We start from the raw sequence: 12422 nt of genomic DNA on the forward strand, positions 1-12422 counted from the left end.
TCGCCACCGCGGCGGCTGCTCGTCGGAGTCTCCGCACGCGCCGGGCCCGAGGGCGGCGCGATGCGGACCGGATGTATTCGGGCGTTCCGACGACGTGGCAGGTGCCGCGGCTGTCGCGGCGCACCCGCCGGGGATCGCGGGACGGCCCTCAGGCGCCGCGCGGAGGCGTGAGAACGGCCAGCGTGCCGTTGGCCTGGCGCAGCGCCAGTTCCAGCGTGGCCGGGGAGTGCAGCCCGCCCGAACCGTCCGGCGGGATCAGCCATTCCAGGAAACGGGCCGGGCGGTAGGGCGGGGGCACCGCCACCCAGGAACCCCGGCTCGCGTGCCGCAGCCCGTCACCGATCCAGCGGCTCGCCGGATCGGGCGGCAGGAGGAAGCCCACCCGGTGGGCCGCCGTGTCCACGAGGGTGGGACCGGGCACGGGCAGCGTCGGCTGCCAGAGGAGGTCCAGGGCGAGCAGGCCCAGGCGGTCGGGCACGCTCAGCACGTCCCAGTAGCGGCCCGCCTCCAGCAGCGTGACGCCGTGGCCGTGGTCCCACTCCCGCTTGCAGGTCCGCGGGTTCGTCGAGGCGGCGGCGAGCCACTCCACGGCGCCCGCCCACATCACATGGCTCATCGTCCGGCTCCGTCGTCAGGTCCGTCCGGAACGGGCGGGCGCACGAGGGCGCCGCCGGTCCCGGAGTCCGGTCCGTCGGCCACGGGCCGACTCGGCATATGCATGCTGGTAGATATTTCTAAGTGGCGGAAGGGGTGGCGGACGGTGGCGTTTGGGTCTGGTTCGTTCGAGTCCCGTGCCGCTGTTCGACCCCGGTCTCCTGTCCCTGGCCCGCCTGTTCGACCACCGTGGGCCGTCCCTGGCCCAGCCGTTCGGCGCCCGTCCGCCGTCCCTGGCGCAGCCCGTTCGGCCCCCCGCGTGACTTCCTCGGCCGCGAGGACGGGGGGGTAGCGGTCGTTCCGCGGACCGGCAGCGGTGGGTCCTGGACGGCGTACCGCTTCCGCCCGCGGCTCCGGTGTGTGCCGGGATGCCATGGGTACCCGGCAGCGGAACCCCATCATGTCGACAGCACGCTGGGAGGAGGCCCACATGGCCACTGGCTCGGAGACCGGCGAGGTGACCGGTACGCGGGACAAGGACTACAACCTCATCTGGTACGTCGAGGCCTGCCTGGACAACGCGTTGCGGCTGGAGACCTTTATCCAGGACGCCGAACGCGCGAAGGACACCGAGGTCGCGGACCTGTTCCGCAAGGCCCAGGCGGACAGCCGCAAGGGTGCGGAGATCGGCAAGGACCTCCTGCGGGCCCGCCTGAGCGGCGGCTGACCGCGCAGTGCCCGGGGCCCGGACGCCGTAGGACGAAGGTCGCGGCGGCCGGGCCCTCGGGGTGTGCCTTCCGGCCGAGCCTCCGGCGGGTGCTTTCGCCCGGGCCTCCGGCGGGTGCTTCCGGCCGGGCCTCCGGCGTGTGTCTTCGGCCGGGCCCTCGGCGGGTGCTTTTCGGCCGGCTGACCGAGCGGGTGCGGGCCGCCCCGCGGCGGGCAGGGCAGCGGGGCCGCCGACGGCATCCGAGGCAGTCGCGGTTCGGCCGACGCCCCGGTCCGCCCGGCGATCGACCGCGGCTGGGGCGCCGACCACGTCGGCGACACCAGGACAAGGGAGCTGCCCGGACCCCTCCGGGTCGGCGCAGTCGGCGACGAGCGCGTCAGGACGCGCCGCAGGCGCGATCATCTGGTTCCCGCCGGTGTACGGGCCGGTCGACGCCTCGTGCACGGTCGAGTCACCGGCCGGGCGGGCGGCCGGCGGCTGAGCGGCTCGGCGCCGGACGACCGCGACGGCGGCCCGCCGCCGGCGACGCTTGCGGCGGGCCGCCCGAGCGGGCAGGGTTCGATGCCGTGGCCACCTTGCTGATCGTTCATCACACACCCTCCCCGAACTGCCAGGCGATGCTCGAAGCGGTCGTCCAGGGCGCGACGGCGCCGGAGATCGAAGGCGTCCGCGTCGTCCGTCGGGCCGCCCTCGCCGCCACCGCCTCCGACGTCCTGGCCGCCGACGGCTACCTGCTGGGCACCCCCGCGAACCTCGGCTACATGTCCGGCGCCCTCAAGCACTTCTTCGACCAGGTGTACTACCCGTGCCTCGACAGCACCCGCGGCCGACCCTTCGCCTACTACGTGCACGGCGGCAACGACGTCACCGGTGCCGTACGCGGCATCGAGGCCATCACGACCGGTCTCGGCTGGCGGCGCGCGGCCGAACCCGTGACCGTCACCGGGGAACCCGGCAAGGCGGACGTGGAGGCCTGCTGGGAACTCGGCGCGACGACCGCCGCGGGCCTCACGGAGTGACGACGGCCCCGACCGCCGTAGGCCTCATGGAGTGACGACGGCCCCGACCGCCCCGCGCGTCCCGCCCCCCCCGTGCGCGCCGGCCGCCCCGCCCTCGAAGCGACGACCGGGTCATGAGCGGACGCCACCGCGCCGGGCGGTACCCGGACATCCGCCCGGCGTCGTGCGGCCTTCCGCCGGAAGGCCGTCACCCCGCCCGGTACCCGTTCAGTCCCACAGCGGGTAGGTCATCACCTTCGCGAACCGCTCGGGCCGCTGGGCCGGGTATGCGAGGCTGATCCGGTCGTAGCGCTGCGTCTGGGGGGCCTTCTTCCAGGGCCGCGCCTTGTCGAGCCGTACGACCACCCGGTACGAGTGGAAGGTGCCCACCGCGCAGTACGGCTTGCAGTCGTTGACGACGTTGACGCCCGTGGCCCTCGCGGACCTGGCGTCCCAGTGGTCCCACTTCAGCGAGACCAGGCGGCTGTTGCCGTCGCCGCAGGCCAGAAGGAAGTCGTGGGGCCGCACCTTCGGGTGCCAGAGGCAGTCGACCAGGACGGGCGGCGCGCTCGCACGCGCGACGGCCCGGTCCGCGGGTGGTGCCGCGGCGGGTGCGGCCGAGGCCGTCCCGACCGCCGCGGTGAGTCCCAGCGCCGCACAGAGCAGCGCCGCCGTCCTCGTCGTCCTGTGTCCGCGCATGACCGCTCCCGCCCGTCTCGGGACCCGGGCCGTTCCGCGCGCCCCGTGAAGGTTCCGTACCGACGGTACGACGACGGGCCGACCGCGACCACTCGAACGGCCCACAGCGACGTCGCTCCGATGCCGACCCGGCCGGCAACGTCGAACGTGACGTCGTCCAGCGCCCGCCAGCCACCTCGCCGGCTCCCGCCAGCGCCGCGAGATCCCGGGCGATCGCCGACCGGCCGGCCACGGGGACGCCCTGTGGCGACGTCATCGCCCGGCTCCCGGAACCGCCCGGCCGCCGACCTGAGGCGAGCCGGTGTCCCAGCGGGCGCGGCCGACGTTCACCCGGCGTCCGGGCCAGGGGCTCGCGGCGGGCGCTCGCTCCGTGGCAGACCGTCGACGACCAGGTCGTAGGAGTGCGCGACCGCTTCGTCGATCAGCCGTTTCGTGATGCCCCGTCCGGGCCCCAGCGTGATCCAGTGCCGCTTGTCGAGATAACGGCCCGGGACGATCGAGGCGTGGCCGCGCTCCAGCGCCCGCGCGTGCTCGGGCTCGCACTTGACCGTGATGATCTGCTCGTCCGGGTCGTCGGTGACGATCAGGAACACCTTGCCCCTGACCTTGTACACGTCGAGTTCCGGGGTGAAGGGGCGGCCGTGGCCGACGTCGGGGAGAGCGAGGGCCGCCTTGCGGGCGGTGTCCTGGAGGCGGTCACCGGCCGCGCTCATCGACCCGCCCGCGTGCCGGTGCCGTAGGTGTGCGGGTCGACGGGCTGCTCGGCCTTGGGCAGATGGGAGACGACGAGCAGGTAGGAGTCGGTGACGAGTTCCCTGGCGAGCTGCTTGTCGACGCCTGTCCCGCCCTCCAGCGTGATCCAGTGCTTCTTGTTCATGTGGTAGCCGGGGGTGATGTGGCTGTTGCTCTCCCGGAGAGCGCGGGCCTCGGCGGGGTCCGCCTTGAGGATCACGACGGGGCGCCCGGGGACCTCGGTCATCAGCATGAACACCTTGCCTCGCACCTTGAAGACCTCCCAGTCCGGGCCGAAGGGATGCTCCAGCCGCGCTCCGGGAAGTTCCTCCGCGCACTCGGCGGCGAACTTCTGCAGGGTCGATCCGTTCATGCGTGTTTCCTTTCTCAGCTGGCGGCGGGCCGGGCGTCGGCCACGGACGGCACGCACCATCCTTTTCCCTGAAACGGGCGAAACGGCGGTAAGGTGCGGACACGTGATGGTCGACAAGCGACACCTCGGGCGTTCTGCCGGACCCCGCGGGCAGGCCGCGGTTCCGCTGTACGGTTTTCAGCCCCCGGTCGGCACTCCGTACGGCCTCGAGGTGAGCACCGTCGAGGACTTCTTCGCCGAGCACGACGACTGGCCGTGGAATCCGCCCCGTCCGGGCCGCGCCACCTTCCACTACCTGATCCTCGTCACCGAGGGTGAGCTGCTCCACGATGTCGACCACGTCACGCGAACCGTGGCCTGCGGCCAGTGGCTGTGGGTGCGTCCCGGGCACGCGCAGTGCTGGCATCCACCGGGTGCCGCGCGCGGCTTGTTCATCCTGTTCGAGCCGGACGTGCTGACGTCCGACGCCGCCCGCCTGCTGGCCCCGCTCACCGCGCACGAGGCCCCCGCCGTTCTCAGCCCGGACCCCGACGACGCGGACTGGCTGAGGCAGACGGCGCTCCAGCTCCTGGACGAACACCGTGCGCTGGGGCGCCGCCCGCTCGATGTCCACCACGCCCTGCGGCGCAGCCTGCTCGAATCGCTGCTGCTGCGCCTCGCCAACTCCCCGGACGTCACCTCCACCGGCGCGTCGCCGGGCGGCACGGGCCGTCAGGGCACGTACGCACGGTTCGTGGACGCCCTGGAGCTGCACTTCCGGGAACTGCACCGGGCCGCGGACTACGCGGGGCTGCTCGGCTGTTCGGTCCGTACCCTCAGCCGCGCGGCCCGGGACGCCACCGGCAGGGGGGTGCGTGAGGTCATCGACGAGCGGCGGCTGCTCGAAGCCCGGCGCCTGCTGGGAGGCGGCGGTTGGGACGCCCGGGCGGTGGCCGTCCATCTCGGGTTCACCGATCCCGCGAACTTCGGCCGCTTCTTCCGTGGCCACACCGGTCTGACCCCGGCCGCCTTCGCGGCCGGCGAAGCCGGGACCGGCAGGTGAGGCGGGCGCGGCACGAGCCCGCATCGCCACGGCCTTGAGCACGAGTGGGGCCGGCCGGGGGCGGCCGCCTCCCCGGACCAGCTTGCTCACCGGCCGTGTGCGTCACCGTGAAGCCCCGGATCTCCGGATTCCCGGATCTCCGGATTCCCGGATCTCCGGATCCCCGGATCTCCGGATCCCCGGTCAGGACGCGATCGCGCCTGTCGCGGTCTGGGCGAAGGCCCAGTTGGAGTGCACGATGCGCCATTCGTCGTCGATCAGCCGGTACGCCTCGGTGGCGTTCCAGGCGCGCAACTGCCGTTCGTCGCCGTTGTCGTCGAGCACGTAGGTGTTCAGGTTGTAGGCCAGGACGGCGAAGTCACCGCCGTCGCTGACGTGCACGACGGGGTTGAGGTACTCGTTGCGCACGATGTGCGGATCGGAGTAGATCGCCTCGATGTGGGCGACGGTCGCGTCACGGCCGACGACCAGGTCCTTCCCGACCGGGTCGAAGTAGCTGATCTCCTGGGCGTAGTTGTCGAGGTAGCCGCGGTTGTCGCCGACGCTCCACCGCTCGTTGAAGGACTTCTCCCGTTCCAGGATGGTCTTGCTGATCTTTTCCCTGTCGACGCCCATGACGGTCTCCTCTTCGTGGATGCCGCCGCCGGTCGGCTCCGACCGGCGGCGGACGGGTGTGTCTCTCGGTCGTCGAGCCGCACCACGTGCTTGCCCGGCGCCGTGCCGGCCCCGACGCCGGCCTGGGCATCGCGAACCTGCTCCAGGCCGTGGCGGGCCTTCGCGACCGGGGCCCTGAGCCGCCGTTGGTCGCCGCGGCACCTCTCGATCCTCTGTCGACATCCGGCGAAGCGCCCAGTCGGTCGCGGACATCTGGTGGTCGATGGAGGACACCGGCCGAAGCCCCCCCGATCACAGGAGTCCACTGGGCCCGTCATCCCGGCTGGGGAAGCGCTGAGCACGCGCCTCAGGAAGCGCTGATCACCCGCTCCGTCACCTGTTCGGTCCGGCCGGAACCGTTATGGAGGGGTTCGGCCGAAAGGGATGGGGCCGGGGCATCCGGGTCGGTCGGACCGCCGGGCGGCGGGCATGGGGCGAGGGGTCCGAGCTATCCGGGTCAGAGCGCCGGACGGCGGGCATGGGGCGAGGGGTCCGAGGCATCCGGGTCAGAGCGCCGGACGGCGGGCATGGGGCGAGGGGTCTGTCACCGGTTCTGCGCGGTGCGCAGCTCGTCGGTGTATCGGGCGAGGGCTTCCTCGGCCGTGGGGGCGGGGCCGAACAGCTGCTCCTGGCGGCGGGGGTCGGCGACGTAGCGTCCGGTCTCGAACCAGCGGAACATCGCGGCCATGTCCGCGATCAAGGGCATGAAGCGGCCGGCGACGGCTCCCGCGGCGCGGGTGACGGCGGACGGGACGGCCCACACCTTGATCTTCTTGCCGGCCCGGCCGCCCATCACGTCGGCCACCTCCCGCATGCTGACCGGACGGTCCCAACCGATGTCGATCCGCTCACCTGCCTCGACCTCGGCGTCGACAGCTGCTGCCAGGTACGCCGCGAGATCGGAGGTGTGGACGAAGGTCAGCGGGACGGTGGCCTTGCCGATCCACACCATGCGGCCCTTGTCGACCGGGTCGCCCGCCATGCTCGCGACCTGGTCGAGGAACGCCCCCGGACGCAGGGCGACGAACGGGACGCCGAGCTGTTCGAGCTTGTCCTCGGCGAGCTTCTTGTGCCAGAAGTGCGGGACTTGGGGCGTCTGGTCACTGGTGAGGATGCTGGTCAGGACGAACCGCCGGATGCCGGTGCGGTGGGCGGCCTCCGCGAGGTTGGCGTTGCCGATGGTGTCGATGTCGTTGGCGTTCCTGCCGCCGCGGGTGTAGCCGGCGGCGGTGGTGATGACGGCGTCGGCGCCGTTCATGGCGGCAACGAGCGAGTCGACGTCGAGCATGTCGCCGCGGACGATCCGAACGCCCCGGCTTTCGAGCCGGCCGGCGTCGCTGGTGGGCCTCACCAGGGCGCGGACGTTCTTGCCGCGCGCCAGGAGTTCGTCGACGACCTTGCTCCCGAGGGAGCCGGTCGCCCCGACGACGAGGACGGGGAGGGTGGTTGAGTCGGTGGCGGCTATGAGGGTCTCACTTTCCGTCAGGTCATCGGCGAGGAGGGGTTAGGTGGGCGGGGCGGGTTGCGGTTGCCGACGTGGGAGCCTGCGTGCCGGGGGAGGGCTGATGGAGGCGGCCCGTGGGGGCGGATCCGCTGTGCGCGTCACCGCCGGCACGTGCCGGGTCCGACGGCACCCGCGACGGGATGGGCGACAGGGCCGACCGACGGTGGTCGCGCCGGATGCGGGACGGTGTGCACCCCGGGCCGCGTGCCGCTTTTCACCTGTGGTGTCGTGGGCGGGCGTGGGGTGCACACCGGGGAGTCACGCGGACTCCTCTTCCGGCAGCGCGCGGCTGCTGATCGCCTCGGTGATGGCGTACGCGGTCGCGACGAAGGATTCCGCCTGCTGCTCCGTCAGATTCCGGGCGGAGGTCTCCTCCAGGGCCTGCCACAGGGCTGCCAGGGGTTCGCGCATCGCCCGGCCCTTGTCGGTGAGGTGGACCACCATGACGCGCCGGTCATGTGCGGCCGGTTCACGGACGATCAGGCCGGCGTCCTGCATGCGGCGCAGCGCCTTGGAGAGGGTGGAGTGGTCCACGCCGACGCTGTCGAGCAACTCGGACTGGGACTGGCCGTCCCGGTCGAGGAGGTGCATCAGCACCAACTCCTGTCCGGGATGCAGGTCCATCTCGCGGAGCATGGCGGCGGCATAGGCCCGGTGGGCGCGGGCGAGCTGGAAGATCGCGTAGCTCATGGGTCCTGCGCCGGCCGTCGTGGGGACACGGGCTTCGGGGGTGGGCATGGTCGCCTCCCTCAGATGGTGTGGGTGGGGTAGTCGGTGTAGCCGGCCACTCCACCGCCGTAGAAGGTCGCCGGGTCGGGGGTGTTCAGCGGCGCGCCGGCGCGGAGCCGCTCGACCAGGTCCGGGTTGGCGAGCGCGAGGGCGCCGACGGAGACGAGGTCGGCCGTGCCGTTGTCGACGTCCTTGGCACGGGCGGGCAGGTCGGCGCCGCCCCGGTTGAGGATCAGCGTGGTCGGCCACAGCGCCCGCAGGGTGCCCAGCAGCTCCTCGTCGCCCGCGTGCATCACGTGGAGGTAGGCCAGGCCCAGGGGGCGCAGGGCGTCCAGGAGCGCCGGATACAGCTCGGCGGTGTCGGACTCGGCGATGTCGTTGTAGGGGTTGCCGGGGGAGACGCGGATGCCGGTGCGCTCGGCGCCGATCTCGTCGGCCACCGCGGCGGCGACCTCGACGGCGAAGCGGATGCGGCCCTCGATCGAACCGCCGTAGCCATCGGTGCGCTGATTGGTGTTGTCGGACAGGAACTGGTGCACCAGGTAGCCGTTGGCGCCGTGGATCTCGACGCCGTCGGCGCCGGCCGCGACGGCGGCCGCCGCGGCGCGGCGGAAGTCGTCGACGGTCGCCGCGACCTCCTGCGTCGACAGGGCACGCGGGGTCGGCATCTCCTGGGGCCCGGACGCGGTGAACATCGTGCCCTGCGGCCGGACTGCTGAAGGGGCGACCGGCCGGCGCCCGTGCGGGGTGTTGTCGGGGTGGGCGATGCGTCCGGTGTGCATCAGCTGGATGACGATCCGGCCGTCGGCCTCGTGCACGGCGTCGGTGACCTTGCGCCACCCGGCGATCTGCTCGTCGTTGTGGATGCCGGGGGTCAGGAGGTAACCCTGGCCGTCGGCGGAGGGCTGGGTGCCCTCGGTGATGATGAGCGCGTGCGAGGCCCGCTGGGCGTAGTACTCGGCGTTCAGCTCGGTCGGTACGCCTTCGGGCGTGGAGCGGTCGCGGGTCATGGGGGCCATGACCAGGCGGTGCGGCAGGGATATGCCGCCGAGAGTGGTCGGCGTCCACAGGGAAGTCAGCATGAGGGTCCTTCGGTAGGGCGGTGACCGGTGGGTCACCGTAAAGGTGGTGTGGTCGTGGGGAGGCGGTGGGTGGGGGTGCTCAGTCGACGGTCAGGACGAGCTTGCCCCGCACGTGCCCGGCGTCGCTGACCTGCTGGGCCGTGGCGGCCTGGTCGAGCGGGTAGGCGGTGACGGTGGTGACGAGCTTGCCGGCCGCGGCGTCCTGGGCCAGGGCGGCCAGCCGGGCGGTCGAGCGTTGCGGGGACCCTTGGGAGAAGGTGACGCCCAGCTGCCGTGCGCCGAAGTCGGCGATGGTGACGATGCGGTCGGTGCCGCCGCGCAGGGTGATGGAGTCCTCCAGGGCGCCCTTCCCTGCCAGGTCGAACACCGCGTCCACGCCGTCGGGTGCCAAGGCCCGCACGCGCTCCACCAGGCCCTCGCCGTACACGGTCGCGGTGGCGCCGAGCGAGGTGAGGTAGTCCTGGTTGGAGGCGCCCGCGGTGGCGATCACGCGGGCGCCGCGGGCCGTGGCGAGCTGGACCGCCACGGTGCCGACCGCCCCGGACGCGCCGTGCATCAGCACGGTCTCCCCGGCGGCGACCCCGAGCAGGTCCAGAACCCGCTCGGCCGTCTCACCGGCGACCGGCAGCGCGGCCGCACGCTGCCAGTCGAGGTCCGCGGGCTTGGGGGCCACGGTGGTGGCCAGCGCGTACTGGGCGTACGAGCCGGTGTCCGACCAGCCCAGCACCTCGTCGCCGACCCGCACGTCGCTCACGCCCTCACCCAGGGCGTCGACCACGCCGGCGAGTTCGCCGCCGGGGACGGCGGGGAGGGCCGTCGGGCGGACGGCCTCCAGCATCCCGGAGCGGATCTTGCCGTCCAGCGCGTTCAGCCCGGCGGCCTTCACACGGACCCGGACCTGGCCGGGGCCGGGCTGCGGCACCTCGATGTCCGCCTCGTGCAGCACGTCCGGGCCGCCGAACCGGTCGAAAACGATTGCCCGCATGATGACTCCATTCCCGTCGGCCACCAAAAGGGTGGCTGGCCACATATTCAAGGTAACAGCAATCGTGTGGCTAGCCAAGTATTCGCGAAGGCGATCACCTCGGCTCACTTCGAGGTGCGCCGACCACGTGCAGGGGTGGTCGCATGGGCGACTGCGAAGACCGTCAGGGTGTGAGCGGGGGCAGGCGAGGGACTCTCTCCTGTCCCGTGCCCCGCCGGGCGGCCGTCCGCGCCCCGCCGGGCGGCGCCTCCGCCGGCGGCGGCCGCCCGATCGTCGTCCTCGACCACGTCGACCTCGTGCGGAGTCCCCGCGACCCGGCGGCGGCCGCCCCGCTCGGCGCGCGCCCGCGCACGGTCCGGACGGACGGACGCACGACCGGCTCAGGTTCGGCGGCGTGGCACGGGAGAGCCGATGCCGGCGATCCCGGTCGGCGGTGCCCCGCCCGCCCGCAGCGACGGGAGTGGATGCGTACCGGGGTGTGACGATATGCCCGCACTGGGCACCCTTCGGTCGCCGTGCTGACCGAAGGGTGCCCCCCGTCCGGCGGCCGCCCGACGGGCCGTTGTCAGTGGCGGGTGCGAAGCTGCTGGTCATGGACGAGGCTGACTTCATGCGGGGCCGGGTCTACGGCGCCGACCACGAGGACGCGGCGCCCCGCCCGGACCGCGAGTACGCGGAACTGGTGGGCGGCCCGCTGGACGGGCTGCTGCTGGACGTCACGGAGCGCCCCGGAGGCGACCTGCGCGAGGTGGCGCTGACGACCGAGATAGGCCGCTACGGCGCCGGCGGCTGGGCCCTGTACATGGAGCGGCCCGGCGACGCCCGCCGCTTCGACTGGCGGGGGGACGCGCCCGGCGCTCCCTGACGCCCGGCGGTCGGAAGGGGAGCCGACGGTCCGGGAGTTTGTTCGATCGTACGAACCTGGGTTCGTGAGGGTTACCTCTTGCGTCGAGACTTGATAGGAAACCTTCCTGTCAGTTGCAGCGCAGATCCACCTCCACCCACCCCCCACTCCCCGACTGGAGTCACTGTGGTGCACAACTCCCCCGGCGCACACGAGCGGACCACCGCGTCCCGCCGCACCGTTCTCGCCCTCCTCACCGCGATGACGGCGGCTCCGCTCCTCGCCGCTCCGCAGGCGTCCGCGGCCCCCGGGCCCCGCGCGGCGGCCGGGCTCGACGACCCGGCGAAGAAGGAGATAGCCATGAAACTGGTGTCGAGCGCGGAGAACTCCTCGCTCGACTGGAAGGCCCAGTACAAGTACATCGAGGACATCGGCGACGGCCGCGGCTACACCGCCGGCATCATCGGCTTCTGCTCCGGCACCAGCGACATGCTGGACCTCGTCGAGCTGTACGCCGACCGCAAACCCGGCAACGTCCTCGCCAAGTACCTGCCCGCCCTGCGCGCCGTCGACGGCACCGACTCCCACGACGGCCTCGACCCGAACTACCCGCGGGACTGGCGCACGGCGGCCCAGGACGCGGTGTTCCAGCAGGCGCAGAACGACGAACGCGACCGGGTCTACTTCGGCCCGGCCGTCCGCCGCGCCAAGGCCGACGGCCTGCGCGTCCTGGGCCAGTTCGCGTACTACGACGCCATCGTCATGCACGGCGACGGGGGCGACGCCACCAGCTTCGGCAGCATCCGCCGACGCGCCCTGGCCAAGGCCAAGCCCCCGGCCCAGGGCGGCGACGAGACGGCGTACCTCCACGCCTTCCTCGACGCGCGCGTATGGGCCATGAAGCAGGAGGAGGCGCACAGCGACACCAGCCGCGTCGACACCGCCCAGCGCGTCTTCCTCCGCAAGGGCAACCTCGACCTGCAACCGCCCCTGGACTGGAAGGTGTACGGCGACAGCTACCACATCGGCTGACGCGTCGCGGCGTGGCTGTGACGCGGATCGGGGCCGGCCCACGTCACAGCCACGGGGTGCGCGCGGTGGCAAGGTTCGGCGGATCCGCGTCGCCGCCCCGACGCCGGCGACGGAAGGCGACGTCCCGCCGCGCCGGCCCCGCTCCGAGTCGCCGCCCTGTACGCCGGCCCCGTCCCGTCCGTCGCTCGCGTTCCTCGATCCGGCTGGTCGCCGTCGCCATCGCCCTGTCCGGACGCGGCCCGAACCCGGGCGTGCGCCTGCCGCGCCGGTCCGCCGCGAGGTCGGCCGGCGCCGTCCGCCTCCACTCGATGCCGCCGGAACCGTGCGGCCCTCCGTGCGCGAGGCCGCGCGAGGCCGATCCGGCCCGGACCGAAGGCCGGTGCCCGCCCCGCCGGGGCGACCGTCCTGCCTGAGGCCTGAGGCCTGA

The 12422-nt window shown here is 73.0% G+C and carries 14 protein-coding genes; 5 read left to right on the forward strand and 9 right to left on the reverse strand.

Features of this window, described 5'->3' with window-relative positions; genetic code table 11:
* Positions 1 to 148 precede the first annotated feature (148 nt).
* Positions 149 to 616, reverse strand: coding sequence for a hypothetical protein (locus tag ACFYO5_RS20860; protein ID WP_356569341.1), 468 nt, complete (start codon positions 614 to 616; stop codon positions 149 to 151).
* Positions 617 to 1084: 468 nt separating this feature from the next.
* Here ACFYO5_RS20860 and ACFYO5_RS20865 point away from each other — a divergent pair, with 468 nt between their 5' ends.
* Together ACFYO5_RS20865 and ACFYO5_RS20870 are read left to right on the forward strand one after the other, a co-directional pair.
* Positions 1085 to 1321: a hypothetical protein gene (locus tag ACFYO5_RS20865; protein WP_388710511.1), complete on the forward strand. Its 237-nt coding sequence runs from the start codon at positions 1085 to 1087 to the stop codon at positions 1319 to 1321.
* A gap of 566 nt (positions 1322 to 1887) precedes the next feature.
* Entirely contained in the window at positions 1888 to 2340 is a 453-nt protein-coding gene (locus ACFYO5_RS20870; RefSeq protein WP_388710514.1) for a flavodoxin family protein, read from the forward strand.
* A 207-nt stretch (positions 2341 to 2547) separates the two neighbouring features.
* On the opposite strand, the gene ACFYO5_RS20875 is transcribed toward ACFYO5_RS20870, so the two are convergent.
* The 3 genes from ACFYO5_RS20875 to ACFYO5_RS20885 all read right to left on the reverse strand — a co-directional run bounded on the left by ACFYO5_RS20875 (position 2548) and on the right by ACFYO5_RS20885 (position 4123).
* Positions 2548 to 3018 (reverse strand): hypothetical protein, encoded by a 471-nt coding sequence (locus ACFYO5_RS20875; protein WP_388710517.1) that lies wholly within the window; start codon positions 3016 to 3018, stop codon positions 2548 to 2550.
* A gap of 326 nt (positions 3019 to 3344) precedes the next feature.
* The gene (locus ACFYO5_RS20880) at positions 3345 to 3731 is read right to left on the reverse strand and encodes an MmcQ/YjbR family DNA-binding protein (protein ID WP_388710520.1); all 387 of its coding nucleotides are present in this window, start codon (positions 3729 to 3731) and stop codon (positions 3345 to 3347) included.
* Positions 3728 to 4123: an MmcQ/YjbR family DNA-binding protein gene (locus tag ACFYO5_RS20885; RefSeq protein WP_388710523.1), complete on the reverse strand. Its 396-nt coding sequence runs from the start codon at positions 4121 to 4123 to the stop codon at positions 3728 to 3730. The genes ACFYO5_RS20880 and ACFYO5_RS20885 overlap by 4 nt, the downstream gene beginning before the upstream one ends.
* Positions 4124 to 4334: 211 nt before the next feature.
* Between ACFYO5_RS20885 and ACFYO5_RS20890 the strand changes: the two genes are divergently transcribed.
* On the forward strand, positions 4335 to 5165 hold the full coding sequence (locus ACFYO5_RS20890) for a helix-turn-helix domain-containing protein (protein WP_388710526.1): 831 nt from the start codon (positions 4335 to 4337) through the stop codon (positions 5163 to 5165).
* Positions 5166 to 5348: 183 nt separating this feature from the next.
* Here ACFYO5_RS20890 and ACFYO5_RS20895 read toward each other — a convergent pair whose 3' ends face one another.
* The 5 genes from ACFYO5_RS20895 to ACFYO5_RS20915 form a co-directional block, all read right to left on the reverse strand.
* Positions 5349 to 5780 carry a YybH family protein gene (locus ACFYO5_RS20895; protein ID WP_388710529.1) on the reverse strand — a complete coding sequence of 144 codons (432 nt, stop codon included), beginning with the start codon at positions 5778 to 5780 and terminating at the stop codon, positions 5349 to 5351.
* Between the two features lie 583 nt (positions 5781 to 6363).
* Positions 6364 to 7305 (reverse strand): SDR family oxidoreductase, encoded by a 942-nt coding sequence (locus ACFYO5_RS20900; protein WP_388712259.1) that lies wholly within the window; start codon positions 7303 to 7305, stop codon positions 6364 to 6366.
* 276 nt (positions 7306 to 7581) lie between these two features.
* Positions 7582 to 8061, reverse strand: a complete 480-nt coding sequence (locus tag ACFYO5_RS20905) for a MarR family winged helix-turn-helix transcriptional regulator (protein WP_388710532.1) — start codon at positions 8059 to 8061, stop codon at positions 7582 to 7584.
* Between the two features lie 11 nt (positions 8062 to 8072).
* Entirely contained in the window at positions 8073 to 9134 is a 1062-nt protein-coding gene (locus ACFYO5_RS20910) for an alkene reductase (RefSeq protein ID WP_388710535.1), read from the reverse strand.
* 79 nt (positions 9135 to 9213) lie between these two features.
* Positions 9214 to 10119 (reverse strand): NADP-dependent oxidoreductase, encoded by a 906-nt coding sequence (locus ACFYO5_RS20915; protein ID WP_388710538.1) that lies wholly within the window; start codon positions 10117 to 10119, stop codon positions 9214 to 9216.
* A 592-nt stretch (positions 10120 to 10711) separates the two neighbouring features.
* Between ACFYO5_RS20915 and ACFYO5_RS20920 the strand changes: the two genes are divergently transcribed.
* Positions 10712 to 10984: a hypothetical protein gene (locus ACFYO5_RS20920; protein WP_356569365.1), complete on the forward strand. Its 273-nt coding sequence runs from the start codon at positions 10712 to 10714 to the stop codon at positions 10982 to 10984.
* A gap of 240 nt (positions 10985 to 11224) precedes the next feature.
* Positions 11225 to 11995 (forward strand): chitosanase, encoded by a 771-nt coding sequence (locus tag ACFYO5_RS20925; protein WP_388712262.1) that lies wholly within the window; start codon positions 11225 to 11227, stop codon positions 11993 to 11995.
* Positions 11996 to 12422: the final 427 nt, after the last annotated feature.

This window comes from Streptomyces sp. NPDC006259, from assembly GCF_042870975.1.
Lineage (GTDB): Bacteria > Actinomycetota > Actinomycetes > Streptomycetales > Streptomycetaceae > Streptomyces.